Here is a 24,480-nt window from a genome sequence, read left to right as displayed (position 1 = left end):
CGTTTGGGTAGGTCTGGGAATGGGAAACCGGCCGCAGTTTAAACGAAGCCGGGGCCGGCGCGGCGCGATGCTTGCGGCTGAAAACGCAGGCACGCCGGCAGGCCCTGAAACGATGATGGCCCGCATCGAGCGGGCCATCCGTCGCCTCACACGATGGACTCGAGGAACCCGTGCTTCTTGGTGATCGAATCCAGCGCCAGCAGTGTTTCCAGCAGCGCTTCCATCTTGTCCAGCGGCCACGCGTTGGGGCCGTCGGACAGCGCCTTGGACGGATCGGGATGGGTCTCGGCGAACAACCCGGCCACGCCCACCGCCACCGCCGCGCGCGCCAGCACCGGCACGAACTCGCGCTGTCCGCCGGAACTGCTGCCCTGCCCGCCCGGCAGCTGCACCGAATGGGTGGCGTCGAACACCACCGGGCAGCCGGTGTCGCGCATCACGCTCAGCGAGCGCATGTCGCTGACCAGGTTGTTGTAGCCGAAGCTGGCGCCGCGCTCGCAGACCATGATGTCGTTGTTGCCGGTGGAGCGCGCCTTTTCCACCACCGGCTTCATGTCCCACGGCGACAGGAACTGGCCCTTCTTGATGTTCACCGGCTTGCCGGCGCTGCACACCTTCCTGATGAAATCGGTCTGCCGCACCAGGAATGCCGGGGTCTGCAGCACGTCGACGACCGAGGCCACCTCGTCCATCGGCGTGTACTCGTGCACGTCGGTCAGCACCGGCACGCCGATCTGCTTCTTCACCTCGGCCAGCACCTTCAGGCCCTCTTCCAGCCCCGGGCCGCGGAAGCTGGTGCCGGAGGTGCGGTTGGCCTTGTCGAAGCTGGACTTGAAGATGAAGTTCATCCCCAGCTTGCCGGTGATTTCCTTGAGCTTGCCGGCGGTATCGAGCTGCAGCTGCATCGACTCGATCACGCACGGGCCGGCGATCAGGAACAGCGGCTGGTCCAGGCCGACTTCGAATCCGCAGAGCTTCATTCAACTACCTCGTGTTTGTAGCCCCTCTCCCGACGGGAAAGGGGTTGGATGAGGGGCCGTGGGCAGGCCCTTGCGGATCCGGGAATCCAGGCCTGCGCCGGCCTCCCGCCCGCCCCTACGGTGCCCCCTCCCCCGCGGGAGAAGGCGGAAACGAGCGTCAGGCCCGCGCTTCCTTCAACAGCTTGCCGCCGGCCTTCTTCTCGCGCGCGGCGCGGATGAAACCAATGAACAGCGGGTGCCCGCTGCGCGGCGTGGACAGGAACTCCGGGTGCGCCTGGCAGGCCAGGAACCACGGATGCACGTCGCGCGGCAGCTCCACCACTTCCACCAGGGTGTCGTCCATCGACTTGCCGGAGATCACCAGCCCGGCGTCCTCCAGCTGGGTGCGGTAGCGGTTGTTGAACTCGTAGCGGTGGCGGTGGCGCTCGGCCACCACGTCCTTGCCGTACAGCTCGCGCGCCAGCGTGCCCGGCTTCAGCCGCTGCTCCTGCAGGCCCAGGCGCATGGTGCCGCCCAGGTCAGACTTCTCGTCGCGCTTCTCGACCTCGCCGCTGGCGGTGCGCCATTCGGTGATCAGGCCGATCACCGGGTTCGGCGACTGGCGGTCGTTCTCGGTGCTGTTGGCGCCGTCCAGACCGGCCACGTGGCGGGCATAGTCGACCACCGCCGCCTGCATGCCGTAGCAGATGCCGAAGTACGGCAGCTTGTGCTCGCGGGCATACCTGGAGGTCAGCACCTTGCCCTCGAAGCCGCGGTCGCCGAAGCCGCCCGGCACCAGGATGCCGTCCACGCCCTCGAGCGCGACCATGCCGCCTTCTTCCAGGTCCTGCGCTTCCAGCCACTTGAGGTTGACCCGGGTGCGCTGGCGCAGGCCGCCGTGCTTGAGCGCCTCGCCGACCGACTTGTAGGCGTCCTGGTGGTCCACGTACTTGCCGACCACGGCGATGGTCACCTCGTCCAGCGGGTGCAGGGCCGCATCCAGCACCGCCTCCCACTCGGACAGGTCGGCCGGGCCGGCCTTGTCGGCAAGCTTGAGCTGGTTGACCACGATCTCGTCCAGGCCCTGCGCGTGCAGCCCCATCGGCACGCGGTACAGCACGTCCACGTCCGGCACGCTGATCACCGCGCGCTCGGAGACGTTGGTGAACAGCGAGATCTTGCGCCGCTCCGAATCCGGGATGGCCTGCTCGGAGCGGCACAGCAGCACGTCGGGCTGGATGCCGATCGAACGCAGTTCCTTGACCGAGTGCTGGGTAGGCTTGGTCTTCAGTTCGCCGGCGGCGCCGATGTACGGCACCAGCGTCAGGTGCATGAACAGCGCCTTCTCCGGGCCGCGCTCGGTGCGCACCTGGCGGATCGCCTCCAGGAACGGCAGCGACTCGATGTCGCCGACGGTGCCGCCGATCTCCACCAGCGCCACGTCGTAGCCCTCGGTGGCCTCGTCGATGCAGCGGCGGATCTCGTCGGTGATGTGCGGGATCACCTGCACGGTCGCACCGAGGTAGTCGCCGCGGCGCTCCTTGCGGATCACGTTCTCGTAGATGCGCCCGGTGGTCACCGAGTTCTTGCGGCTCAGCCGGGTATGGACGAAGCGCTCGTAGTGGCCCAGGTCCAGGTCGGTCTCGGCACCGTCATCGGTGACATAGACCTCGCCGTGCTGGAAGGGACTCATGGTGCCCGGATCGACGTTGATGTACGGATCCAGCTTCATCATCGTGACCTTCAGGCCACGCGCCTCGAGGATCGAGGCCAGCGACGCGGCGGCAATGCCCTTGCCAAGCGAGGACACCACGCCGCCGGTAACGAAAATAAGGGGGGTCATGGCTCACTTGCCTCCCGGAAAGCCCTAGTTTAAAGGTTGTCGCGCGAACACCCAAGCACCGGATGCGGCGACCGCGGAAAATCCTGCCCGCGACGCGCCGGCCTTGCGGCCCGGCCGCCACGGGGCGGTAACAAAAAAAGACGCCCCGGCCTGCGCCGGGGCGTCCACGTTCATCGGGAAACCCGCGTCAGCGACGCTTGCGGGCTTCTTCCTCTTCCTCTTCGCGCGGGGCCGGCTGCTCGCCCCGGGCCTTTTCCTGGGCGGCGGCGGCGGCGCGGCGCTTGGCCTTCTGCTCGGCCTCGCTCTGCGCCTTGTCGGCGGCGGCCTGGGCGGCCTCGCCCGTCTTGGCCTTGTCCACGCTCTGCGCCATCACCAGCGGCACCGCCACGACGGCGGCGGCAGCCACGGCCAGAACCAGCAATTTCGACGATTTCATTGTCATCCTCCGGAGTCTCCGCCGATTCAGGGGGATCGGCTGCGTACGTTCCAGGGCGCACAGGATACCGCCCCGCGCCTCTCCCCGCACTGAACACCGGCGTGCAAATTTCCCCGGCAGACCGCAAACTTGCCCGTCGCATCAGCGCCTTATCGAGATACATGAACGCCCGCTACAACGCCGCCGACATCGAAGTCCTCTCCGGCCTGGACCCGGTCAAACGCCGCCCCGGCATGTACACCGACACCGCGCGCCCGAACCACCTGGCGCAGGAAGTCATCGACAATTCGGTGGACGAGGCGCTGGCCGGGCACGCGAAGACCGTGGAGGTCGTGCTGTTCAAGGACGGCAGCTGCGAGGTGAGCGACGACGGCCGCGGCATGCCGGTCGACATCCACCCGGAGGAGAAGATCCCCGGCGTCGAACTGATCCTGACCCGGCTGCACGCCGGCGGCAAGTTCAGCAACCGCAACTACACCTTCTCCGGCGGCCTGCACGGCGTCGGCGTGTCGGTGGTCAATGCGCTGTCCACGCTGGTGGAGATCCACATCAGGCGCGAAGGCAGCGAGCACCGCATCAGCTTCCGCGACGGCGACCGTGCCAGCCCGCTGGAAGTGGTCGGCTCCGTCGGCCGCAGGAACACCGGCACCCGGCTGCGTTTCTGGCCGGACCCGAAGTATTTCGACACCCCGAAGTTCAACGTGCGCGCGCTGCGCCACCTGCTGCGCGCCAAGGCGGTGCTGTGCCCGGGCCTGACCGTCCGGCTGACCGACGAGGCGACCGGCGAGACCGAGACCTGGCATTACGAGGACGGCCTGCGCGACTACCTCAAGGCCGAGCTGGGCGAACGCGAGATGCTGCCTGCCGACCTGTTCGTCGGCGTCCTGAAGAAGGAAACCGAGGCGGTGGACTGGGCCGTGGCCTGGCTGCCGGAAGGCGAACTGGTGCAGGAAAGCTACGTCAACCTGATCCCGACCGCCCAGCACGGCACCCATGTCAACGGCCTGCGCACCGGCCTGACCGAGGCGCTGCGCGAGTTCTGCGATTTCCGCAACCTGCTGCCGCGCGGGGTCAAGCTGGCGCCGGAAGACGTGTGGGACCGGGTGTCGTTCGTGCTCTCGCTGAAGATGACCGATCCGCAGTTCAGCGGCCAGACCAAGGAACGCCTGTCCTCGCGCCAGGCCGCCGGCTTCGTCGAGGGCGCCGCCCACGATGCCTTCAGCCTGGCCCTGAACCAGAACGTGGAGATCGGCGAGAAGATCGCGCAGATCGCCATCGAGCGCGCCAGCGCGCGGCTGAAGACCGAGAAGCTGGTGGTCCGCAAGAAGGTCACCCAGGGCCCGGCGCTGCCCGGCAAGCTGGCCGACTGCATCAGCCAGGACCTGTCGCGCACCGAGCTGTTCCTGGTGGAAGGCGACTCGGCCGGCGGCAGCGCCAAGCAGGCCCGCGACAAGGATTTCCAGGCGATCCTGCCGCTGCGCGGCAAGATCCTCAACACCTGGGAAGTGGCCTCGGGCAGCGTGCTGGCCTCGGAGGAAGTGCACAACCTGGCCGTGGCCATCGGCTGCGACCCGGGCAAGGACGACCTGTCCGGCCTGCGCTACGGCAAGGTGGTGATCCTGGCCGACGCCGACTCCGACGGCCTGCACATCGCCACCCTGCTGACCGCGCTGTTCCTGAAGCACTTCCCGGCGCTGGTCGCCGCCGGCCACGTGTTCGTGGCGATGCCGCCGCTGTTCCGCGTGGACGTGGGCAAGCAGGTGTTCTACGCGCTGGACGAGGAAGAGAAGCGCTCGCTGCTGGAAAAGGTCGAGCGCGAGAAGATCCGCGGCCAGGTCAGCGTCACCCGCTTCAAGGGCCTGGGCGAGATGAACCCGCAGCAGCTGCGCGAATCCACCATCCACCCCGATACCCGCCGCCTGGTGCAGCTGACCGTGGACGACGAGGAGCAGACCCGCTCGCTGATGGACATGCTGCTGGCCAAGAAGCGCGCCGGCGACCGCAAGGGCTGGCTGGAAAGCAAGGGCGACCTCGCCTCCCTGGAGGTCTAACCCGGCACTGCGCCCGTGCCCGCCCAGGCGACCGATGCCATGGGCGCAGCGCGCGGCGGACGCGAGTAGGCCTGCCACGCACGGTGCGTGGCCGCCGTCGCGCCGCGGATGCGCGCAGCAGCCGCGCACCGGCATCGCTCCGTGCCCGGGATTGCCCATCCGGGCCGGCGCCGCATGGCTTTGGGCACATTTGCCACTCCCGCCACGGGCCTAGGATCGTGCGTTTCCCGATCCCCAGGTCATCCGCATGAAACACCTGCTGTACGTGGCCGCGCTCGGCGCCGGCCTGCTGTTCGCCGCGCCCGCGCCGGCCAGGCCCGCCGCCGACGCCGGCGACGACAAGGCCGCATCGACCGCGCCGGCACCGTTGCCGGCCGATGCCTCGGTCCGCCAGAGCATGCGCCTGGAAGGCCGCACCCTGGACTACACCGCCACCGTCGGCTCGCTGCCGGTGCGCGATGCGCAGGGCAAGACCATTGGCGAGGTGGTGTTCACCGCCTACACCGTGCCCGGCAAGGACCGCCCGGTCACCTTCGCGCTCAATGGCGGCCCCGGCGCCTCGTCGGTGTACCTGAACCTGGGCGCGGTGGGGCCGAAGGTGGTGGCGTTCGGCAGCGAGGGCGACAGCGCCTCGGCGCCGGCCACGCTGCGCGACAACCCCGGCACCTGGCTGGATTTCACCGACCTGGTGTTCATCGACCCGGTCGGCACCGGCTTCAGCCGCTCGCGGATTCCCGACGAGGAAGCGAAGAAGCAGTTCTTCAACCCGTCCGCCGACATCGAGTACCTGTCGCGGGTGGTCTACGACTGGCTGCTGAAGAACCAGCGCATGACCTCGCGCAAGTACCTGGCCGGCGAAAGCTATGGCGGCTACCGCGGCCCGCGCATCACCCACTACCTGCAGACCCGGCTGGGGGTGGCGATGAACGGACTGGTGCTGGTCTCGCCCTACCTGAGCCCGACCCTGGAGGACAACAGCGACGTCTCGCCGATGGCCTGGATCCAGACACTGCCGTCGATCGCCGCCGCGCACCTGGAGCGCCAGGGCCGGCTCACCGATGCGGCGATGCGCGAGGTGGTCGAGTACGCCCGCAGCGACTACGCCAGCGCGCTGATGAAGGGCCGCTCCGACCCGCAGGCGACCGAGGCCATGCTGCGCCGGGTCACCGAGCTGACCGGCCTGGATCCGGTGTTCGTGCGCCGCGCCGGCGGCCGCCTGGAAACCCAGTCCTACCTGCGCGAGGTGTTCCGCGACAAGGGCACGCTGGGCAGCCGCTACGATTCCAACGTCACCGCCTTCGACCCCTTCCCCACCGATCCCGAGCAGCGTGCCAACGACCCGCTGCTGGACAGCATCATCGCCCCGACCACCACCGCCATGGTGGACTTCGTCACCCGCGTGGTCGGCTGGAAGGTGGATGCGCGCTACCACGCGCTGAGCTACGAGGTGAACCGCCAGTGGGACCGCAATGGCGACCTGCGTGCCGGCGCGGTCACCCAGCTGCGCCAGGCGGTGGCCATCGACCCGCGCCTGCAGGTGCTGATCGCGCATGGCTGGAACGACCTGTCGTGCCCGTTCATGGGTTCGATCCTGACCGTGGACCAGATGCCGGCCATGGGCAGCGACCCGCAACGCGTGCAGGTGCGCAGCTATCCGGGCGGGCACATGTTCTACAGCCGCGCCGACAGCCAGGCCGCGTTCCGCCGCGACGTGCGCGCCATGTACCAACGCAACTGACGCCCACGCCGGCGCACAACGAAAGGCCCGCCGGGAAGGCGGGCCTTTCTGCATGCAGCGGCCAACGGGCCGGCGGTCGGCTCGACGGGCTCAGTTCCAGCCGGCGAGCTCGAACAGCTTCAGGATCAGGTAGGCGCAGCCGCCGGCCGCCGGGATGGTCAGGATCCAGGCCCAGATGATGCGCTCGATCACCCCGATGCGCAGCGACTTCGGGTTCTTGGCGAAGCCAACGCCCATGATCGCGGTGGAGATGCTGTGGGTGGTCGAGACCGGCATGCCGAAGTGCGCGGCCAGGGTCAGGATGGTGGCCGAGCTGGTCTCCGCGGCGAAGCCGTGGATCGGGTGCAGCTTGACCATCTTGTGGCCCAGGGTCTTGATGATCTTCCAGCCGCCCGAGGCGGTACCGGCGGCCATCACCACCGCGCAGGTGAGCACGATCCACATGGCAATGCCATCGCCGGCATGCGCGTCCGGGTGCATGAACGCCAGCCACGACGGCAGGTTGTCCAGCGCGCCGGTGGCCTCGGCGCCGATCAGGGTCATGGCGATGATGCCCATGGTCTTCTGCGCGTCGTTGTGGCCATGGGCGAAGCCCATGTAAGCGGCCGAGACGATCTGCGCCTTGCCGAAGAACGCATTGACCCAGCGCGGACGCGCCAGCCGCCGCAGCACGCCACCGGCCCGCGCCATGCCGGCGATGATCGCCCACAGCAGGCACATCACCACGATGCCGAGCAGGAAGCCGGCGATCGGCGAGGTGATCATCGGCACGAACACCTTCCACAGCAGGCCCTTGTTCTGCGCCCAGTTGCCGAGGTTCTGCGACCAGATCAGCGCGTCCCAGTTGTTGTGCGCGGCGGCCAGGCCGGCGCCGCACAGGCCGCCGATCAGCGCGTGCGAGGACGAGGACGGCAGCCCTTTCCACCAGGTGATCAGGTTCCAGACGATGCCGCCGAGCAGCGCGCACAGGATCACCTGCGGGGTGACCTCGACCACGCTGGTGTTGAGCAGGCCGTTGGCGATGGTCAGCGCCACCGCGGTGCCGGTCAGCGCGCCGATCAGGTTCATGCCCGCGGCCAGCATCACCGCCCAGCCGGGCGAGAGCACTTTGGTGGCCACCACGGTGGCGATGGAGTTGGCGGTGTCGTGGAAGCCATTGATGAACTCGAACACGAGCGCCGCCAGGATCACGACGAGGACAAGGGTCAGCATCGCAGCTGCCCCCTCGGGTCAAGCGGGAAGTCCCGCCGCGCCGTGGCGGGACGGGGGGTGTGGAAGCGCGGCTCGCGGGCATCGGCACAGCCGACGCCCCCGCTTCCGAAGCCGGAAATGCACGGGATCCGCATCATGGCGATCACGAGTTCTTCAACACGATCTGGTAGACCACCACCCCGGCCTCGCGGCAGCGGTCGATGGCTTTTTCCAGGATCTCGAAGAATTCCTTGAGCAGGAACATCTGCAGGTTGTCCAGGCGCCCGGAATAGATTTCCCGGTACAGCTCGAGCATCAGCCGGTCGGCCTCGTTCTCCAGCGCGCGCAGCTTCTCGTTCATCGCCGTCATGCGGTCGATGTTCATGTGGCGCAGGTCCTTGACCATGTCCACCACCACCCCGGCGGCCTGCTCCAGCATCGCCGCGCGCGGGGCGAAATCGATGTGCGCCAGGTGCTGGGTGGCCAGCGCATAGCGGTCGGCGAACTTCTCGATCTGCTTGGGAATCTTGTACAGCGCCGAGCCCAGCGCCTCGATGTCCTCGCGCTCGATCGGGGTCATGAAGCTGTCCACCAGCGCCTGGCTGATCTTGTCCGAGGCCGCGCGCTCGCGCAGGCGCGCCAGCTTGAATGCATCCAGGGCGGGCTCGCGGTCGGCTTCGCGCATCATCGCGTGCAGCGCCTTGGCGCTGTCGGCGGCGGCCTGGGCGGCCTCGTCGAGATAGGTGTAGAACTGCTTGCCGGAGCCGAAAATGGTCTGCAATGAAAACATTGGAAATGCCTGTCCGCCGTCGCGGAAGGGACGGCACCGGGGCGAATTATGACGGCTGGATGACGTCTCGGGTATTCCCGGCCGGTTCCCGCCCACGAAAATGAACAGGCGGTTGCCGGCACCGCATGCCGGTTTGCTAAGATGCGCCGGCGCCCTCCGCGGGCGCACCCTATGGACGACGACCCTTACCCCCCGCCGCAGCGCCCGGGCACGCCCCTGAGCCCCTGCCGCCACCGCAAGCACCCTCCCTCCCTGCCAACGACCCGGGGAGCGACCCGTGTTTGAACTGATCCTCATCGTTTTCGCCCTGATCCTGCTCAACGGCTTCTTCGCCATGTCCGAGATGTCGGTCATGACCTCGCGCAAGAGCCGGCTCAAGCAGATGTCCGCCACCAGCAAGCGCGCAGAGCGCGCCCTGGCGCTGGCCGAGAAGCCCGAGAACTTCCTGTCCACCGTGCAGATCGGCATCACCGTGATCGGCGTGCTGACCGGCTTCCTCGGTGGCGAAGCGCTGGGCGAAGCCATCGCCGCCTGGATCCAGGGGCTGATGCCGGGCTTCGACTACGCCGGCGCGGTCGGCAAGGCGCTGGCGGTCACCCTGATCACCTTCGTCACGCTGATCTTCGGCGAATTGGTGCCCAAGCGGCTGGCGCTGACCCGTTCGGAGGACATCGCCGGGCTGGTCGCGGTGCCGATGGGCTGGCTGGCCACGCTGGCTTTCCCGTTCGTGTGGCTGCTGTCGCGCACCACCCGGCTGGTGCTGCGCCTGCTGGGGCTGGGCAACACCGATTCGGCGTCGGTGACCGAAGAAGAGATCCGCATGTTGGTGGCCGAAAGCCACGAGGCCGGGGTGATCGACATCCACGAGCGCGACATGATGAACCGGGTCATGCGCCTGGGCGACCGCACCGCCGACAGCCTGATGACCCCGCGCAACCGCATCGCCTGGCTGGATACCAACGCCGATGTCGAGAAGAACCTGGAGACCATGCACGAGCATGCGTTCTCGCGTTACCCGGTGTACCGCGGCAACGACCAGGACATCGCCGGCATCCTCGAGGTCAAGTCGCTGGTCACGCGCCGCCTGCAGGGCGACACCCATGCGCTGTTCGAGAACCTGCGCGAGACGCTCTATGTCTCCGAATCCACCCATGCGATGAAGCTGCTGGAGATCTTCCGCGAGGAGCACCAGTCGATGGCGCTGGTGGTGGACGAGTACGGCGAGATCCAGGGGCTGGTGACCATCAGCGACCTGATGGGCGCGGTGGTCGGCCGCCTGCAGGCGCCGGAGAACACCGACGAGGACGCTCTGGTGGTCACCCGCGAGGACGGTTCGCTGCTGGTGGACGGTTCGCTGCCGGTGGACGACCTGCGCGAGCTGATGGGCGGGGTCGAGCTGCCCGATGCCGAGGAAGGCGACTACTACACCCTGGCCGGCATGTGCATGCACTTCTTCGGCCGCATCCCGCACGCCAGCGAGTACTTCGACTGGGCCGGCTGGCGCATCGAGATCGTCGATCTGGACGGTGCCCGCATCGACAAGCTGCTGCTGCGCCGGCTGCCGGAAGAAGACGAAGATGACACCACCGGCTGAGCCGCAGGACGGCGGGCCAGGCGCCGGCCCGGCCGCGGCGGGCGGCTACCGCAACGAGGGCATCCGCACCCTGCTGTCGATGTTCGAGCACGGCGACCCCGGGGAACAGCAGCCCCTGGGCAGGATCCTGCAGGGCCTGCAGGAAAGCGCGTTCGGCGTGTTCCTGTTCGTCGCCATCCTGCCGGCGTTCATTCCGGTGCCCGGCATCGGCGGCGCGGTCAGCGGCCCGCTGGTGCTGCTGATCGGCCTGCAGATGATGGCCGGCCTGGCGCGGCCCTGGGTGCCCGGGTTCATCGCCCGGCGCGGGCCCAGGCGCGGCACCATGCATCGCTTCCTGGGCCGCATCGATCGCCCGCTGCGGCGCCTGGACCGGATGCTCAAGCCGCGCCTGCCAGCCCTGGTGGGGCCGCTTCCGGCGCGGGTGTTCACGGGGCTGCTGCTGGTCATGACCGGGGTGCTGCTGTCGCTGCCGATCCCGCTGACCAACTATCTGTTCGGCTTCCAGCTGCTGCTGTTCGCGCTGGCGCTGATCGAGCGCGATGGCGCGCTGATGCTGTTCAACTGGGTCGCGGCGCTCGCCGCCGGCCTGTTCTTCGGTCTCGGCTCGGGGCAACTGGTCGGCCACACCGTCGAACTGTTCCAGCGCTGGACCAGCTGAGCCCTGCCGCGCGGGCCGTCCCGGGCGCCGCACGCGGCGCCCGCAACCACCGCGGTCCCGGCCGACGGCTCAGTGCCGCGCCTGCCAGGCCTGCATCGCCAGTTCGAACGAGCGCAGCCGCGCGGCATGGTCGAAGATGTTGGCGGTGAGCATCATTTCGTCGGGCCGATGGCGCGCGGCAAAGGCCGCCAGCCCCTCGCCCACCTGCTGCGGGTCGCCGAGCACGGTGCAGGCCAGCGCCCGCTCCACCCCGGCCTTCTCGTGCGGCTCCCAGAACGCCTCGATGTCGTCCACCGGCGGCGGGATCCGTCCCGGACGGCCGCGCCGCAGGTTGACGAAGCTCTGCTGCTGGGTCGTGAACAGCCGCCGGGACTCGGCCTCCGACGCGCTGGCCACCACGTTCAGCGCCAGGATCGCCCAGGGCGCCTGCAAGCGGGCGGACGGGCGGAAATCGCGGCGGTACAGCGCCACGGCCTCGTCCATCGCGTCCGGGGCGAAATGCGAGGCGAACGCGAACGGCAGGCCCATCGCCGCCGCCAGCCGCGCGCTGAACAGGCTGGAGCCCAGCAGCCACACCGGCACGTCGATGCCCGCGCCCGGCACCGCCTGCACGCCCTGCCCCGGCTGCACCGGTTCGAAGTAATGCAGCAGCTCGGCCACGTCCTGCGGGAACTGGTCGGCGCTGTCGAAGTAGCGGCGCAGCGCGCGGGCGGTGGCCTGGTCGGTACCCGGCGCGCGGCCCAGTCCCAGGTCGATGCGCCCCGGATACAGCGAAGCCAGGGTGCCGAACTGTTCGGCCACCTGCAGCGGCGAGTGGTTGGGCAGCATGATGCCGCCGGCGCCGACGCGGATGGTCGAGGTGCCGCCGGCAACGTGCCCGATCAGCACCGAGGTGGCCGCACTGGCGATGCCCGGCATATTGTGGTGCTCGGCCAGCCAGTAGCGGCGATAGCCCCAGCGCTCGGCATGGCGCGCGAGGTCGAGCATGTTGGCGAACGCCTGGCCCGGCGTGGCGCCTTCGCAGACGGGGGCGAGGTCGAGGACGGAAAGGGGAATCATGCGGCGGCTTCCGGCAGGTGGTCCCTGCAACATGGGGCGCGCGGGGCGGTTTCCCATCCCTGCGCGCGGCGCCGGCGACCGAACACTGTTTTCCGGCCCGTCGCACGCGCGCACGCAGCGGCCGGGAGCCTCGGCGGGCAGGCCGCATGCGGGGCGGGCCCGCGCCTACGGGGTGGCTTCGTCCACCAGCGGCTGCAGCTGCGGGTCCAGCGCCACGCGCTCGTCGAACACGAAGCAGCGGCCTTCGTAGCCCTCGCCGCCCACTTCCTCGAAATACCCCAGGATGCCGCCGTCCAGCTGCAGCACGTTGTCCATGCCGTCATTGCGCATCCACAGCGCGGCTTTCTCGCAGCGGATGCCGCCGGTGCAGAAACTGACCACGGTGGCGTCGGCCAGGTCGGCGCGGTGCGGCGCCAGTGCCGCCGGCAGGTCGGTGAAACGGGCGATGGGCAGGGTCAGGGCGCCGGCGAAGGTGCCGTGCGCGAACTCCTGCGCGTTGCGGGTGTCGAGCATCACCACGCGCCTGCCTTCATCGTCATGGCCCTGCCGCAGCCAGCGCCGCAGCGTGGCCGGGGCCACGGACGGCGCGCGCGGGTAATCCAGCGGCTGGCCGTCGTCGCGGCGGAAGCTGATGATCTCCGGCTTGACCTTGGCCTTGAGCCGCGCGAACGGCTGCATGCGGCTGTAGCTGTACTTGACCCGCATGGCGGCAAAGCGCGGGTCGGCCTTCAGCGCGGCGTAGAACGCGTCGATGCCGTCGCAGTCGCCGGCCAGGAACAGGTTGAGGCCCTCGTCCGCCACCAGGATCGTCCCGCGCAGTGCGCGTGCCTGCGCCCGCTCCAGCAGGGTGGCGGCCAGGGCGTCCGCATCGGCGATGGAAACGAAGTGGTAGGCGGCGGTATTGACGATCATCGGCATATTTTACGGCGCACGCGGGCGTCAGCCACGCAGCAGCATGAACGGCAGCAGCACCAGCGCGGCAGCGGCCAGCATGCCCAGCAGCACCGCGACCACGTACAGCGGCCGCCGCCGCAGCAGCGAGCCGAAGGTCTCGGCGGTGCCGTCGCGCAGCGCGGCCTCGCGCTCGGCGCGCACGCGCCGCGCACGCGCGGCCTGGTAGCCGTCCATCAATTCCTTCGCGCGTGCGTGGTCCTGCCGGTCACGCAGCCACAGCCCGCCACTGGAAATGCCCCAGGGGCTGGGTTCGGTGCGGTACCAGGCAATACCGTGACGGTCGAGCAGTTCGCAGACCTCGCGGCTCTCGTCGTCGTCGACATTGCGCAGATTGAGCAGCAGTTTGGCCATCGCGCCATGATACCCGCTGGCGATGCGCTACCCTTGCGCGCCGTGGCCCTGGCGCCCCCTTGCCGCACGCGCCCGTGCGAGCGCGGGGGCGGTGCCGCAGCCCCCTGCCCCGGCCTGCCGCGCATCCCGCGCGGCCGCCTTCAACCTGGAGTCCCCCATGCGTCGCCTGTTCGTGCCGTTGCTGTTGTCCCTGCTTGCCGCCGGTTGCACCCCGCCCGGGCCGCCGCCCGGGGGCAGCATCGCCGCCTTCGAGCGCATCGACACGGTGCCGGGCAGCGGCGCCGAAGCGGTACCGGGGACCCGGGTCACCGTGCACTACACCGGCTGGATCTACGACGAGCGCCGCGCCGACAAGCATGGCGACAAGTTCGACAGCTCGCTCGACCGCGGCGAACCGTTCACCTTCGATCTCGGCGAGAAGCAGGTCATCCGCGGCTGGGACGAAGGCGTGGCCGGGATGAAGGTCGGCGGCAAGCGCACGCTGATGATTCCGGCGGACTACGGCTACGGCAACCGCCGTGCCGGCCCGATCGCGCCGGGTTCCTCGCTGGTGTTCGATGTCGAACTGCTCGATGTCCAGCCCCGCTGATCCGGCCGGCGCCGGCAAGCGGGTGGCGGTGGTCGGCGGCGGCCCCGCCGGGCTGTTCGCCGCCGAACGCCTGCGCGCGGCCGGCCTGTCGGTCGACCTGTACGAGGCCAAGGGTTCGCCCGGGCGCAAGTTCCTGATCGCCGGCAAGGGCGGACTGAACCTCACCCATTCCGAACCGCGCCCGCAGTTCGACCAGCGCTACCGCGAGCGCCAAGCGGACGTCGCCGGCTGGTTGGACGGCTTCGATGCCGAGGCGCTGCGCGGGTGGGCGCGTGGCCTGGGCGTGGACACCTATGTCGGCAGTTCCGGGCGGGTGTTCCCGCTCGACCGCAAGGCCGCGCCGCTGCTGCGCGGCTGGGTGCGGCGGCTGAAGGAACAGGGTGTGCGCTTCCACGTGCAGCATCGCTGGCTGGGCTGGAACGACGATGGCGCACTGCGCATGCAGACCAGCGACGGCGACGTCGCCGTGAGCGTCGACGCCACCGTGCTGGCGCTGGGCGGCGGCAGCTGGCCCGAACTCGGTTCCGATGGCGCCTGGGTGGACACGCTGCGCGCGCGCGGCGTGGACGTGGCGCCGCTGCAGGCGGCCAACTGCGGCTTCGACATCGACTGGAGCGGACATTTCCGCCAGCGCCATGCCGGCAGCCCGCTCAAGCCGGTCATCGCGCACTGGCGCGACCTGCACGGCGACCCCCGGCAGCTGCAGGGCGAATGCGTCGCCAGCGAGTACGGCATCGAAGGCAGCCTGGTCTATGCCATCGCCGCCGACCTGCGCGAGACGATCAACCGCGATGGCCATGCGCTGCTGGAACTGGACCTGGTGCCGGGCCGCGACGCGGCGCGCCTGCATGCCGAGCTGTCGCGCCCGCGCAGGGGGCGCAGCTTCGGCGAGCACCTGCGGCGCACCACGGGCATCGACGCCGCCAAGGCCGCACTGGTGTTCGAACGGCTCGGCAAGGACGCCGGCAACGACCCTGACGCCGTGGCACGCACGCTCAAGCGCCTGCCGCTGCGCCTGCTGCGGCCGCGGCCGATGGCCGAAGCCATCAGCAGCGCCGGCGGCGTATGCCTGGAGGCGACGAACGCGGGACTGATGCTGCAGGCGCTGCCCGGGGTGTTCTGCGCCGGCGAGATGCTGGACTGGGAAGCACCGACCGGTGGTTACCTGCTCACCGCGTGCTATGCCAGCGCCCTGCGCGCGGCAGACGGCGTAATCGCCTGGCTACGCTAAGCACATTTCCGCAGGTACGCAGCCTGCTCCGCACGCCACTACGGTCGAGGCAGGACATGCAGCACCGCCTGCCCCGCCCTCAGTGCAGCTTGGTCCCGCGCAGCGCCGCGATCCGTGCCGGCGGGTCGAACGAATCGCTGCGCGCGTCCGCCCAGTATTCGCGGAACACCGCATGCCCCGGCACGCGGTCGAGCAGTTCGCCCGGCGACAGGTAGCGGTACAGGGTCGCCATCGAGCGGATCTCGATCGGCGACACCCGCCGCAGGATGTGCTCGGGGCCCAGTTCCGACGGGTCGTTCAGGCCGGCCGCGCCCAGCAGGTCGCGCAGCGCACGCAGGGTGTTCTCGTGGAAATTGCGTACCCGCTCGGCCTTGTCGGTCGGGTCCAGGTGGCGCCAGCGGCTGGGGTCCTGGGTGGCGATGCCGGTGGGACACTTGTCGTTGTGGCAGCTCAACGATTGGATGCAGCCCAGCGCGAACATGAAGCCACGCCCGGCGTTGCACCAGTCCGCGCCCAGCGCGATGGTCCGCGCGATGTCGAAGGCGCTGGTCACTTTGCCGGCCGCGCCGATGCGGATGCGGTCGCGCAGGTCCAGGCCCACCAGCGTGTTGTGCACCAGGATCAGCGCCTCGTTCATCGGTACGCCGACATGGTCGATGAACTCCGCCGGCGATGCGCCGGTGCCGCCCTCGGCACCGTCGACCACGATGAAGTCGGGCAGCAACCCGGTCTCGTGCATGGCCTTGGCGATGCCGAACCATTCCCATGGATGGCCGATGGCCAGCTTGAAGCCGGTCGGCTTGCCGCCGGACAGCTCGCGCAGGCGCGCGACGAACTGCAGCAGTTCCACCGGGGTGGAGAACGCCGAGTGCCGCGACGGCGACACGCAGTCCACGCCCATCGGCACGCCACGGGTCACTGAGATCTCGGCACTGACCTTGGCCGCGGGCAGCACCCCGCCGTGGCCGGGCTTGGCGCCCTGCGACAGCTTGATCTCGATCATCTTGACCTGGTCGTGGTTGGCGTTCTCGACGAAGCGCTCCTCGCTGAAACGGCCGTGTTCGTCACGGCACCCGAAGTAACCGGAGCCGATCTCCCACACCAGGTCGCCGCCGTTCTCGCGGTGGTAGGGCGAAATCGAGCCTTCGCCGGTGTCATGGTAGAAGCCGCCCATCTTCGCGCCCTTGTTCAGCGCGCGGATGGCGTTGGCCGACAACGAACCGAAGCTCATCGCCGAGATGTTGAACACGCTGGCCGAATACGGCCGCGCGCAGCCGGCGCCGATCACCACGCGGAAGTCATGGTGCGGAATGCTGGTGGGCGCCATCGAGTGGTTGATCCACTCGTAGTCCACCGCATAGGTACTGCGCAGCGTACCGAACGGCACCACGTCCATCACGTTGCGCGCACGCTGGTAGACCAGCTGCCGCTGCTGGCGCGAGAACGGCACGTCCTCCAGGTCGCTCTGCACGAAGTACTGGCGGATTTCCGGGCCGATGGATTCGAAGCCGTAACGGAAGTGCGCCAGCACCGGGTAATTGCGCCGCAGCACGCTGCGCCGCTGCAGCACGTCCCAGGTGCCGAGCAGCGCCATCGCGCCGAACAGGCCCACGCCCCAGTACCAAGCGGGCCAGTGTTGCGCCAGCGCCAGCGATACCGGCAGCAGGACCAGCGCCAGTACGTAAACCAGATAACGGTGCATGGCCGTCCTCGTGACCGGGGATGGCGGATTCTACAACCGGTCGTCCACCACGTGCCGCGGCCACGCCGACTTGACGTCGTACACCACCATGTCGACCACGCCCAGCGCGCGAATACGCGCGGCATCGAGTTCGCGGAACTGGCGGTGCGCCACCGCGAGCACCACCGCGTCGTACTGGCCGTGCGCAGGAGCGTCGACCAGCTTCAGGCCGGACTCGCGTTCGGCCTCGTCCGCGTCGGCCCATGGATCGAACGCATCCACCCGTGCGCCCTGCCCGGCCAGCAGGCGCGCCAGGTCCAGCGCCCGGCTGTTGCGCAGGTCCGGGCAGTCCTCCTTGAACGTCACGCCCAGCACCAGCACCCGCGCCCCGCGCAGTGCCTTGCCCTTGCCGGCTAGCAGCGCGTCCACCCGCGCCACCACGTGTGCGACCACCCGGTTGTTGACCTGGCGCGCGGTGTGGATCAGGTCCGGGTGGTAACCCACGCTCTCGGACTTGTGCAGCAGGTAATACGGGTCCACGCCGATGCAGTGGCCGCCGACCATGCCCGGCCGGAACGGCAGGAAGTTCCACTTGGTGCCGGCCGCTTCCAGCACGTCCAGCGTATCGATGCCGAGCCGGTCGAAGATCAGGGCCAGTTCGTTGACCAGGGCGATGTTGACGTCGCGCTGGATGTTCTCCACCACCTTGGCCGCTTCGGCCACGCGCAGCGAGGGCGCGCGCCAGGTGCCGGCGGCGATGATGCGCCGGTACAGCGCGTCCACCACCTCGGCCGCTTCCGGCGTGGAGCCGGAGGTGATCTTGCGGATGTCCGGCAGGCGCCGCTGGCGGTCGCCCGGATTGATCCGCTCCGGGCTGTAGCCGCACCAGAAATCCTGGTTGAAGCGCAGGCCCGAGCCCTGCTCCAGCAACGGCACGCAGACTTCCTCGGTGGTACCGGGGTAGACCGTGGATTCGTAGATCACCAGGTCGCCGCGCTTGAGCACCCCCGCGATCAGCTGGCTGGCGCCGCGCAACGGCTCCAGGTCGGGCTGCTCCCAGGCATCGATGGGCGTGGGCACGGTGACGATGAACACGTTGCACCGGGCCAGTTCGGCGGCGTCGGCGCAATAGCGCAGGCAGGTGGCCGCCGCCAGTTCGGCGGCATCCAGCTCCAGCGTGCGGTCATGGCCCTGGCGGAGTTCGGCCACGCGCGCGGCGTCGATATCGTAGCCAAGCGTGTCCAGCGTCCGCCCGAACTCGACCGCCAGCGGCAGGCCGACATAGCCCAGGCCAATGACGGCGATGCGCGGCGCACTGGCTGCGGAAATGTCGGCGCTCATCCCATCCCTCGAGGTTGCATGGCTGGTGCCCGGAGCCGGAATCGAACCGGCATGGGGTTGCCCCCGGCGGATTTTAAGTCCGATGCGTCTACCAGTTTCGCCATCCGGGCATCGCGATAGCGTGCCTGATCGAGCCGCGCTTGTGAATCCGATGCCGCCGCGCGGGTGGTCCGCGCCATCGCGGCAGGGCTGCCGCGGCCGATCCCGCCGCGGGCGTGGCCGTCGCACGCCAGCCGCGCGCCGCGGCCGCGTTCAGATCGCCCGCGAATAGCGCGCCGGCTGCTGCGGCGCCTGCAGGTAACGGTCGAAGCACATGGCGATCAGGCGCAGCAGCGGCCGCCCCTGCCGGGTCGCGGCGACGACGCCGTCGTGGTACCGCGCCAGCCCGTCGGCGGCCAGGCGCTGCAGCGCCGCCAGTTCACTGGCGAAGTACTGCTCGAAATCAATGCCGTGGCGCGCCGCCAGGGCGTGACCATCCACGCGCCCATGGCACATCAGCTGCTGGATCAGCTCGGCGCGCAGTACATCGTCGGCATCCAGCTCCAGCCCGCGCCACACCGGCAGCCCGCCGGCATCGATCCGCGCCTCCCAGTCCTTCAGGTCGCGCGGGTTCTGGCTGTAGCTGTTGTCGATCCGGCTGATGGCGCTGACCCCCAGGCCCAGCAGGTCGGTCTCGGCATGGGTGGTGTAACCCATGAAATTGCGGTGCAGGCTGCCGGCGCGTTGCGCGCGTGACAGGTCTTCTTCCGGCAGCGCGAAATGGTCCATGCCGATGTACTGGTAGCCGGCGGCCGAGAGCCGCTCCACCGCCAGCCCCAGCAGCGCCAGCTTGCGTTCGGCGTCGGGCAGGTCCGCATCGACGATCTGCCGCTGCGCCTTGAACAGGTGCGGCATGTGCGCGTAGCCGTAGATCGCCAGCCGGTCCGGGCGCACCGCCAGCACGGTTTGCAGCGTGCGCGCGAAGCCTTCCAGGGTCTGCTTCGGCAGGCCGTAGATCAGGTCGACGTTGACCGAGCGCAGGCCATGGCGGCGGCAGGCGTCGATGATCGCCAGCGTTTCGTCCACCCCCTGCACGCGGTTGATCGCCTGCTGCACCGCCGGGTCGAAGTCCTGCACGCCGAGGCTGGCGCGGTTGAAGCCCAGTTGCGCCAGCACGGCGATGTCGTCCGGACTGACCGAGCGCGGGTCCAGTTCGATGGAGAAATCGCGGCCGGCATCACTGCTGAAGCGGAAGCGCTGGCGCAGCCCCTCGACCAGGCGCGACAGCTGTTCCGGCTCGAGGAAGTTCGGGGTGCCGCCGCCGAAGTGCAGCTGGGTGACCTCGCGCCCGGCCGCGAACAGCGGCGCCACCCGGTCCGCCTCGGTCAGCACGCGGCCCACGTACGGTGCGCCCTTGTCGCGGTCGCGGCTGATGACCCGGTTGCAGCCGCAGTAAAAGCACGGACTGGTGCAGTACGGCACGTGCACGTACAGCGACAGCGGCCGCGCCGATGCATTGCTGCGCGCGATCGCCTCGCGGAACTGCCCGGTGCCGTAGCCGTCGTGGAAGTGCGGCGCGGTGGGATAGGAGGTATAGCGCGGCCCCGGACGATCATGGCGGCGCAGGATATCCGGGTCGAAGGTCCAGCCCAGCGGCTCGGGAAATGCGGTGGTCGTGTCCATGCGGCGCAGCATGCGCCGTGTCACCGGCTGACGCTTTGAGCCAGATCAATGGGGCATGAGTGAGTGAAGAGGAGTGAGAAATGAGAGAAGGCAGAGCCATCATCTCCGCGCAGGCAGAGATCGCTCTTGATCCCTCTCACTACTCACTCCTCTTCACTTACTCCCCGCTACTGCCCAGCACCTGCAGCGTCGGCCAGCGCGACATCTGGAAGCGGCGCCAGAAATTGCCGGCGATGCGCTCGGCGGCATCGTCGGCCAGCCGTTGCATCGGCACGTTGCCCAGCTCGGCCGTGGTCTGCCGGAACAGCTGCAGCCAACGCGCGAACAGCTCCTCGCGCAGCTCGTCGACCACCATGTGCTTCTGCATCGGCGCGCCCTGGAAACGGCGGGTGCCACGCAGCAGCGCCGACCAGAAATCGACCAGGTGCCGCATGTGCGCCTCCCAGTCGTGGACATGGGCCTCGAACACCGGGCCCAGCAGATCGTCCTGGCGCACCCGGCCGTAGAACGCGCGCACCAGGCGGTCGATCTCTTCCTCGCTGCACAGATCCGCTGCCGGTTGCGGCACGCGCCCATCGTTCATCGCTGCAGAACTCCTCGCCTGGCGGCCATTGTGCTGAACGGCTTCCGGGCACGGCTTGATCCAGATCAAGGCTGCCCGGCGCCGGGCTGCCTAGGCTGACGGCATCTCCACCCCCGCCTTTGGCGCCGCGCCGGCGAAGCGGCGAACGCCGATTGTACGCCCGCCAGGCCCCGCGTCCGATGTCACCATGATCGACCCCGACACCTCGCCCCCTCCGCGCCCCTCCCCGGTACAGAAGCTGGGCGCGGTGCTGTGGCCGAGCTTTTTCGTCGCGGTGGTCGCATCGGTGCTGTTCTTCGCCTTCTTCGACCCGCTGGAGCTGCAGCGCATCGGCTTCCCGGACCGCGTGATCAGCCGTGGCCTCGGCTATACCGCCGGCTTTTTCCTGGCGTGGCTGGGTACGTTCAGCGCCTGCAGCGTGACCGCCCTGCTGCTGCGCCCGCCCGCGGGCGATGACGAGCTGCCGCTGGAATGAACAGCGTCCAGCGCCCCGGCTACTCCGCCGCCGTGCACCCGGCCGCGCCCGCGCGCGGGGCACCGGTGCAACGGCGCCATGTCGCGCAATGGGTGGTACTGGCGCTGATGCTGGGCCTGTTCTACGGCATGCCGTGGCTGCGCTGGCACGATGCGCCGCTGCTGCTGTTCGACGTCGAGGCCCGCCGCATCCACTTCTTCGGCCTGGGCCTGCGTACCGACGCCGTCGTGCCGCTGCTGTGGCTGGCACTGGCCGGGCTGGCCGCGCTGTGCCTGGTCACCAGCCTGTATGGCCGGCTGTGGTGCGCGTATGCCTGCCCGCAGACCGTGCTGACCCGCCTGCACCGCGCACTGCGGCGCGTCACCGCGCTCAACGGATGGGCCGGCGCACGCGCCGAAGCGGTGCTGCGGCATACGCTGTGGGCCGCGGTATCGCTGTGGACCGGCATTACCTTCGTCGGCTATTTCTCGCCGATCGGCGAACTTGTCAGTGGCCTGCCCGCCTTCGCGATCGGCGGCTGGAAGGCATTCTGGATCGCCTTCTACGCTGCGGCCACCTGGGCCAACGTACTGTTCCTGCACGAACAGGTCTGCACCTACCTGTGCCCGTATGGCCGCGTGCAGCCGTGGCTGACCGACGCCTTCACCCCTTCGATCCATTACGACGCGCGGCGCGGCGAACCGCGCGGCGCGCGTCCCGCCGGCGGCGGCAGCGTGATGCAGCGCGCGCGCGGCCTGCTGGATCCGGTAACCGCGCGCGATTACGTGTTCCGCGCCGCGCACCCGGCCAGCGCCGGCCCGCGCGCGACCTTCAGCGACGTCCATCTGGGCGACTGCACCGACTGTGACGCCTGCGTCCGCGCCTGCCCGATCGGGCTGGACATCCGCAATGGCCGCAACGACTCATGCATCGAATGCAATGCCTGCACCGACGCCTGTGACGGCACCATGGCCCGCAATGGTTTCCCCGCCGGGCTCATCCTGCGCGCCAGCATTGCCCGCATCGAACAGCGCCCCGCCGCCCCTTTCCGCGCCCGCCCGCTGCTGTTCGGCGCGTTGACGGTGCTGTTCCTGGTGCTGGCGGTCACCGGGCTGCTGGCGGCCAGCTGACGCCGCGCCGGGTCAGGGCGTCTCCACTTCATACCCACGCGCCTGCAACCGGGCCAGGTAGCCATCGGCCGCCAGCAGGCTGTCGACCGGCAACATCGCGAAGGTTTCGTTGTTCCGGCGCAGCGCGTCCTCGGCGATCGTCATCCAGTGCCGGTATCCACGCTCGCGCAGGTCGCCATAACCCCGGTTGCGGGCGAACCCGGAATCGGCCACGGCGCGCAGGCAGGCACCGTCGGCGTCTTCCAGCGGCAGCTGGCGCAATGCCTCGATGTCGCCGACCGCCCAGGCATTGGCGCGTTCCACCAGCCGTGGCAGGTCGCGCTCGACCGACACCAGCTTGCGCTCGAAGCAGGCCAGGTCATCGAAACCGCCGGCGCGGAACTCGCGGATGGCCGCCTTCGGGTCGTCGATCTCGAACTTCAGCGTCGTCGAGGTCGGCTTGATGCCGGCGGCCTTGGCCGCCTTCTGCACCACCGGCCAGATCACCGGCTTCTGCCCCAGCCCGGCCGACTTGATCGCTGCCGCGTACAGTTCGTTGGCGGCGATCATCGGCCGCTTGCGCTCGACGCCACCGTCGCGCCCCAGGTAGCGGCGCTTCTGCGCCTGCCAGCGGGCATGCAGCGCCGGCGGCAGCACATCCTCCAGCGTCGCGCCATCCTCGTTGCGCATCGCCTTCCACGCGGCGGGCGCCAACGCCAGCATGCCGAAGAAGCCGACGTCGGCATTGAACGACAGCGACGGTGACAGCAGTACCTGCTGCGAACGCGCGATGATCGCTTCCACCTCGCCCGACTGCCACTGGATCCGGTCGGGCAGCGGCGACGCGGTGCCCAGGATCCACAACACGTGGTCGTCCTTGCTGACCTTCCACAACCCCGGCCCGGGCTGCACGCCGTGCACCACCAAAGTGTCCAGGTCGCGGATCGGTGCGGTGGCCGGCGCGCTGCCAGGCTCCGCGGACTGCGCGGCATGCACGGGCGGCAGCGAAAACAGCCACAGCCCCACCAGCACACTCCATCGGGCAACGCGCATGTCCGTTCCTGGCCTCCGGGAAAGGCGCGACCTTAGCCGGTTCCATGCACCCGCGCGTTAAGCCGGCGGGCGCTGGCGCCCGGCCCGGCACGAGCGCGTTGCGACGTACGTCCAGCCGCCGGCAGGCGCGCTCAGGGCACCGCGCGTGCGCGCGGTGATGGCGCGGCGCGTCGTACACCGCGGGCCACGCGCACGAACGGGCCGTGGCTGGCGACGCAGCGGCGCGCCACACGACCGCTTGCGGTCGAGCCGGCCGGCACATGTGCTACCAGGCAGCGTGCATCGTGTGTCGCCCCACGGAGATGCACTGGAGGGCACAACGAAAAACGGCCTGCACTGTGAAGTGCAAGCCGTTGATCCACAAACAGTAATTGGTCGGGACGGCCGGATTCGAACCGACGACCCTCTGCCCCCCAGGCAGATGCGCTACCAGGCTGCGCTACGCCCCGATCGTTACTGCATGCCGCCACCGTGGTGGCGAGCCGGCGATTATACGCGTATTGCCGCCGAAGCGGTCAACGTCGCAGCAGTTGCAGCACTTCCTCCAGCTCCATGCGCACCTGGCGGATGATCTGGTTGCTCAGTGCCGACTCCTGCCGCGCGCCCTCGCCTTCCAGGCGCAGGCGGGCACCGCCGATGGTGTAGCCCTGTTCGTACAGCAGGCCGCGGATCTGCCGCACCATCAGCACGTCATGGCGCTGGTAGTAGCGGCGGTTGCCGCGGCGCTTGGCCGGCTCCAGGCTGGGAAACTCGGTTTCCCAGTAGCGCAGCACGTGCGGCTTGACGTCACACAGCTCGCTCACCTCACCGATGGTGAAGTAGCGCTTGGCCGGAATCGGCGGAAGTTCGCGGTTACTGCCCGGATCCAGCATATGCCTCCACCCGCTCCTTGAGCTTCTGGCCCGGACGGAAGGTGACCACCGTGCGGGCGGAAATCGGAATCTCCTCCCCGGTCTTGGGATTGCGGCCCGGGCGCTGGTTCTTGCGCCGCAGGTCGAAATTACCGAAGCCGGACAGCTTCACCTGGCGTCCCTGTTCCAATGCATCGCGCAGCACGTCGAAGAACGCATCGACGAACTCCTTGGCCTCGCGCTTGTTCAAGCCGACCTCGTCGAACAACCGGTCGGCCATCTCCGCCTTGGTCAATGCCATG

At 69.2% G+C, this 24,480-nt stretch carries 23 protein-coding genes and 2 tRNA genes; 8 read left to right on the top strand and 17 right to left on the bottom strand.

The genetic code is table 11. The features are described 5' to 3' along the window. Positions 1 to 146: 146 nt before the first annotated feature. From kdsA to ACJ7VY_RS06245, 3 genes are all read right to left on the bottom strand, one after another. Positions 147 to 980 (bottom strand): 3-deoxy-8-phosphooctulonate synthase, encoded by an 834-nt coding sequence (gene kdsA, locus ACJ7VY_RS06255; protein ID WP_409476583.1) that lies wholly within the window; start codon positions 978 to 980, stop codon positions 147 to 149. Between the two features lie 157 nt (positions 981 to 1,137). Then, a complete protein-coding gene (locus ACJ7VY_RS06250) occupies positions 1,138 to 2,802 on the bottom strand; it encodes a CTP synthase (protein ID WP_409476582.1) in 1,665 nt (554 codons plus the stop codon). A 187-nt stretch (positions 2,803 to 2,989) separates the two neighbouring features. Next, entirely contained in the window at positions 2,990 to 3,238 is a 249-nt protein-coding gene (locus ACJ7VY_RS06245) for a hypothetical protein (protein WP_104938530.1), read from the bottom strand. Between the two features lie 161 nt (positions 3,239 to 3,399). Here ACJ7VY_RS06245 and parE point away from each other — a divergent pair, with 161 nt between their 5' ends. Continuing rightward, positions 3,400 to 5,289, top strand: a complete 1,890-nt coding sequence (gene parE / locus ACJ7VY_RS06240; RefSeq protein WP_104938529.1) for a DNA topoisomerase IV subunit B — start codon at positions 3,400 to 3,402, stop codon at positions 5,287 to 5,289. Positions 5,290 to 5,536: 247 nt separating this feature from the next. Further along, positions 5,537 to 7,027 (top strand): S10 family peptidase, encoded by a 1,491-nt coding sequence (locus tag ACJ7VY_RS06235; protein WP_313232924.1) that lies wholly within the window; start codon positions 5,537 to 5,539, stop codon positions 7,025 to 7,027. Between the two features lie 90 nt (positions 7,028 to 7,117). Here the strand turns inward: ACJ7VY_RS06235 and ACJ7VY_RS06230 are convergent, their stop codons facing one another. Further along, positions 7,118 to 8,239 (bottom strand): inorganic phosphate transporter, encoded by a 1,122-nt coding sequence (locus ACJ7VY_RS06230; protein WP_104938527.1) that lies wholly within the window; start codon positions 8,237 to 8,239, stop codon positions 7,118 to 7,120. A gap of 142 nt (positions 8,240 to 8,381) precedes the next feature. Further along, complete coding sequence (locus tag ACJ7VY_RS06225) at positions 8,382 to 9,008, bottom strand: DUF47 domain-containing protein (RefSeq protein ID WP_054664724.1); 627 nt, start codon at positions 9,006 to 9,008, stop codon at positions 8,382 to 8,384. 334 nt (positions 9,009 to 9,342) lie between these two features. Here ACJ7VY_RS06225 and ACJ7VY_RS06220 point away from each other — a divergent pair, with 334 nt between their 5' ends. Beyond that, positions 9,343 to 10,602, top strand: coding sequence for a hemolysin family protein (locus ACJ7VY_RS06220; protein ID WP_233996363.1), 1,260 nt, complete (start codon positions 9,343 to 9,345; stop codon positions 10,600 to 10,602). Then, on the top strand, positions 10,586 to 11,260 hold the full coding sequence (locus ACJ7VY_RS06215; RefSeq protein ID WP_409476581.1) for an exopolysaccharide biosynthesis protein: 675 nt from the start codon (positions 10,586 to 10,588) through the stop codon (positions 11,258 to 11,260). The genes ACJ7VY_RS06220 and ACJ7VY_RS06215 overlap by 17 nt, the downstream gene beginning before the upstream one ends. Positions 11,261 to 11,329: 69 nt before the next feature. Here the strand turns inward: ACJ7VY_RS06215 and ACJ7VY_RS06210 are convergent, their stop codons facing one another. The 3 genes from ACJ7VY_RS06210 to ACJ7VY_RS06200 all read right to left on the bottom strand — a co-directional run bounded on the left by ACJ7VY_RS06210 (position 11,330) and on the right by ACJ7VY_RS06200 (position 13,624). Further along, positions 11,330 to 12,319: an LLM class flavin-dependent oxidoreductase gene (locus ACJ7VY_RS06210; RefSeq protein ID WP_313256118.1), complete on the bottom strand. Its 990-nt coding sequence runs from the start codon at positions 12,317 to 12,319 to the stop codon at positions 11,330 to 11,332. A gap of 165 nt (positions 12,320 to 12,484) precedes the next feature. Then, positions 12,485 to 13,231, bottom strand: a complete 747-nt coding sequence (locus tag ACJ7VY_RS06205; RefSeq protein ID WP_409476580.1) for a sulfurtransferase — start codon at positions 13,229 to 13,231, stop codon at positions 12,485 to 12,487. Between the two features lie 27 nt (positions 13,232 to 13,258). Beyond that, on the bottom strand, positions 13,259 to 13,624 hold the full coding sequence (locus ACJ7VY_RS06200) for a DUF6164 family protein (RefSeq protein WP_313256114.1): 366 nt from the start codon (positions 13,622 to 13,624) through the stop codon (positions 13,259 to 13,261). Positions 13,625 to 13,781: 157 nt separating this feature from the next. On the opposite strand from ACJ7VY_RS06200, the gene ACJ7VY_RS06195 reads away from it, so the two are divergent. Together ACJ7VY_RS06195 and ACJ7VY_RS06190 are read left to right on the top strand one after the other, a co-directional pair. Next, a complete protein-coding gene (locus tag ACJ7VY_RS06195; RefSeq protein ID WP_104938523.1) occupies positions 13,782 to 14,213 on the top strand; it encodes an FKBP-type peptidyl-prolyl cis-trans isomerase in 432 nt (143 codons plus the stop codon). Then, entirely contained in the window at positions 14,197 to 15,444 is a 1,248-nt protein-coding gene (locus ACJ7VY_RS06190) for a TIGR03862 family flavoprotein (protein WP_409476579.1), read from the top strand. The genes ACJ7VY_RS06195 and ACJ7VY_RS06190 overlap by 17 nt, the downstream gene beginning before the upstream one ends. A gap of 79 nt (positions 15,445 to 15,523) precedes the next feature. Here the strand turns inward: ACJ7VY_RS06190 and ACJ7VY_RS06185 are convergent, their stop codons facing one another. The 5 genes from ACJ7VY_RS06185 to ACJ7VY_RS06165 form a co-directional block, all read right to left on the bottom strand. Then, complete coding sequence (locus tag ACJ7VY_RS06185; RefSeq protein WP_104938521.1) at positions 15,524 to 17,146, bottom strand: FMN-binding glutamate synthase family protein; 1,623 nt, start codon at positions 17,144 to 17,146, stop codon at positions 15,524 to 15,526. 30 nt (positions 17,147 to 17,176) lie between these two features. Then, positions 17,177 to 18,466: a nucleotide sugar dehydrogenase gene (locus ACJ7VY_RS06180; RefSeq protein WP_409476578.1), complete on the bottom strand. Its 1,290-nt coding sequence runs from the start codon at positions 18,464 to 18,466 to the stop codon at positions 17,177 to 17,179. 23 nt (positions 18,467 to 18,489) lie between these two features. Then, positions 18,490 to 18,576, bottom strand: a tRNA-Leu gene (locus tag ACJ7VY_RS06175). Positions 18,577 to 18,718: 142 nt separating this feature from the next. Then, complete coding sequence (gene hemN, locus ACJ7VY_RS06170) at positions 18,719 to 20,128, bottom strand: oxygen-independent coproporphyrinogen III oxidase (RefSeq protein ID WP_409476577.1); 1,410 nt, start codon at positions 20,126 to 20,128, stop codon at positions 18,719 to 18,721. Between the two features lie 157 nt (positions 20,129 to 20,285). Beyond that, complete coding sequence (locus ACJ7VY_RS06165) at positions 20,286 to 20,711, bottom strand: group III truncated hemoglobin (protein WP_409476576.1); 426 nt, start codon at positions 20,709 to 20,711, stop codon at positions 20,286 to 20,288. Positions 20,712 to 20,898: 187 nt separating this feature from the next. On the opposite strand from ACJ7VY_RS06165, the gene ACJ7VY_RS06160 reads away from it, so the two are divergent. Both ACJ7VY_RS06160 and ACJ7VY_RS06155 read left to right on the top strand, forming a co-directional pair. Next, complete coding sequence (locus ACJ7VY_RS06160; protein WP_313247356.1) at positions 20,899 to 21,186, top strand: hypothetical protein; 288 nt, start codon at positions 20,899 to 20,901, stop codon at positions 21,184 to 21,186. Further along, entirely contained in the window at positions 21,183 to 22,295 is a 1,113-nt protein-coding gene (locus ACJ7VY_RS06155; protein WP_409476575.1) for a 4Fe-4S dicluster domain-containing protein, read from the top strand. Before ACJ7VY_RS06160 ends, ACJ7VY_RS06155 begins: the two co-directional genes overlap by 4 nt. A gap of 12 nt (positions 22,296 to 22,307) precedes the next feature. Here the strand turns inward: ACJ7VY_RS06155 and ACJ7VY_RS06150 are convergent, their stop codons facing one another. The 4 genes from ACJ7VY_RS06150 to ACJ7VY_RS06135 all read right to left on the bottom strand — a co-directional run bounded on the left by ACJ7VY_RS06150 (position 22,308) and on the right by ACJ7VY_RS06135 (position 24,479). Further along, a complete protein-coding gene (locus tag ACJ7VY_RS06150; protein ID WP_313247358.1) occupies positions 22,308 to 23,327 on the bottom strand; it encodes a TraB/GumN family protein in 1,020 nt (339 codons plus the stop codon). Positions 23,328 to 23,699: 372 nt separating this feature from the next. Continuing rightward, positions 23,700 to 23,776, bottom strand: a tRNA-Pro gene (locus ACJ7VY_RS06145). 66 nt (positions 23,777 to 23,842) lie between these two features. Continuing rightward, complete coding sequence (locus ACJ7VY_RS06140; RefSeq protein WP_054664690.1) at positions 23,843 to 24,199, bottom strand: MerR family transcriptional regulator; 357 nt, start codon at positions 24,197 to 24,199, stop codon at positions 23,843 to 23,845. Next, positions 24,180 to 24,479, bottom strand: coding sequence for an integration host factor subunit alpha (locus tag ACJ7VY_RS06135; RefSeq protein ID WP_054657702.1), 300 nt, complete (start codon positions 24,477 to 24,479; stop codon positions 24,180 to 24,182). The genes ACJ7VY_RS06140 and ACJ7VY_RS06135 overlap by 20 nt, the downstream gene beginning before the upstream one ends. Position 24,480 lies beyond the last annotated feature (1 nt).

Source organism: Stenotrophomonas sp. Y-13 (genome assembly GCF_046267925.1).
Taxonomy (GTDB): Bacteria; Pseudomonadota; Gammaproteobacteria; order Xanthomonadales; family Xanthomonadaceae; genus Stenotrophomonas; species Stenotrophomonas acidaminiphila_A.
This window is presented reverse-complemented; position numbering and strand designations above follow the sequence as displayed.

Bases quoted from the DNA above. Each gene is read 5' to 3' on its own strand.
- kdsA (WP_409476583.1), bottom strand. From the start codon at position 980: ATGAAGCTCTGCGGATTCGAAGTCGGCCTGGACCAGCCGCTGTTCCTG.
- ACJ7VY_RS06250 (WP_409476582.1), bottom strand. From the start codon at position 2,802: ATGACCCCCCTTATTTTCGTTACCGGCGGCGTGGTGTCCTCGCTTGGC.
- ACJ7VY_RS06245 (WP_104938530.1), bottom strand. From the start codon at position 3,238: ATGAAATCGTCGAAATTGCTGGTTCTGGCCGTGGCTGCCGCCGCCGTC.
- parE (WP_104938529.1), top strand. From the start codon at position 3,400: ATGAACGCCCGCTACAACGCCGCCGACATCGAAGTCCTCTCCGGCCTG.
- ACJ7VY_RS06235 (WP_313232924.1), top strand. From the start codon at position 5,537: ATGAAACACCTGCTGTACGTGGCCGCGCTCGGCGCCGGCCTGCTGTTC.
- ACJ7VY_RS06230 (WP_104938527.1), bottom strand. From the start codon at position 8,239: ATGCTGACCCTTGTCCTCGTCGTGATCCTGGCGGCGCTCGTGTTCGAG.
- ACJ7VY_RS06225 (WP_054664724.1), bottom strand. From the start codon at position 9,008: ATGTTTTCATTGCAGACCATTTTCGGCTCCGGCAAGCAGTTCTACACC.
- ACJ7VY_RS06220 (WP_233996363.1), top strand. From the start codon at position 9,343: ATGTCCGAGATGTCGGTCATGACCTCGCGCAAGAGCCGGCTCAAGCAG.
- ACJ7VY_RS06215 (WP_409476581.1), top strand. From the start codon at position 10,586: ATGACACCACCGGCTGAGCCGCAGGACGGCGGGCCAGGCGCCGGCCCG.
- ACJ7VY_RS06210 (WP_313256118.1), bottom strand. From the start codon at position 12,319: ATGATTCCCCTTTCCGTCCTCGACCTCGCCCCCGTCTGCGAAGGCGCC.
- ACJ7VY_RS06205 (WP_409476580.1), bottom strand. From the start codon at position 13,231: ATGATCGTCAATACCGCCGCCTACCACTTCGTTTCCATCGCCGATGCG.
- ACJ7VY_RS06200 (WP_313256114.1), bottom strand. From the start codon at position 13,624: ATGGCCAAACTGCTGCTCAATCTGCGCAATGTCGACGACGACGAGAGC.
- ACJ7VY_RS06195 (WP_104938523.1), top strand. From the start codon at position 13,782: ATGCGTCGCCTGTTCGTGCCGTTGCTGTTGTCCCTGCTTGCCGCCGGT.
- ACJ7VY_RS06190 (WP_409476579.1), top strand. From the start codon at position 14,197: ATGTCCAGCCCCGCTGATCCGGCCGGCGCCGGCAAGCGGGTGGCGGTG.
- ACJ7VY_RS06185 (WP_104938521.1), bottom strand. From the start codon at position 17,146: ATGCACCGTTATCTGGTTTACGTACTGGCGCTGGTCCTGCTGCCGGTA.
- ACJ7VY_RS06180 (WP_409476578.1), bottom strand. From the start codon at position 18,466: ATGAGCGCCGACATTTCCGCAGCCAGTGCGCCGCGCATCGCCGTCATT.
- hemN (WP_409476577.1), bottom strand. From the start codon at position 20,128: ATGGACACGACCACCGCATTTCCCGAGCCGCTGGGCTGGACCTTCGAC.
- ACJ7VY_RS06165 (WP_409476576.1), bottom strand. From the start codon at position 20,711: ATGAACGATGGGCGCGTGCCGCAACCGGCAGCGGATCTGTGCAGCGAG.
- ACJ7VY_RS06160 (WP_313247356.1), top strand. From the start codon at position 20,899: ATGATCGACCCCGACACCTCGCCCCCTCCGCGCCCCTCCCCGGTACAG.
- ACJ7VY_RS06155 (WP_409476575.1), top strand. From the start codon at position 21,183: ATGAACAGCGTCCAGCGCCCCGGCTACTCCGCCGCCGTGCACCCGGCC.
- ACJ7VY_RS06150 (WP_313247358.1), bottom strand. From the start codon at position 23,327: ATGCGCGTTGCCCGATGGAGTGTGCTGGTGGGGCTGTGGCTGTTTTCG.
- ACJ7VY_RS06140 (WP_054664690.1), bottom strand. From the start codon at position 24,199: ATGCTGGATCCGGGCAGTAACCGCGAACTTCCGCCGATTCCGGCCAAG.
- ACJ7VY_RS06135 (WP_054657702.1), bottom strand. From the start codon at position 24,479: ATGGCATTGACCAAGGCGGAGATGGCCGACCGGTTGTTCGACGAGGTC.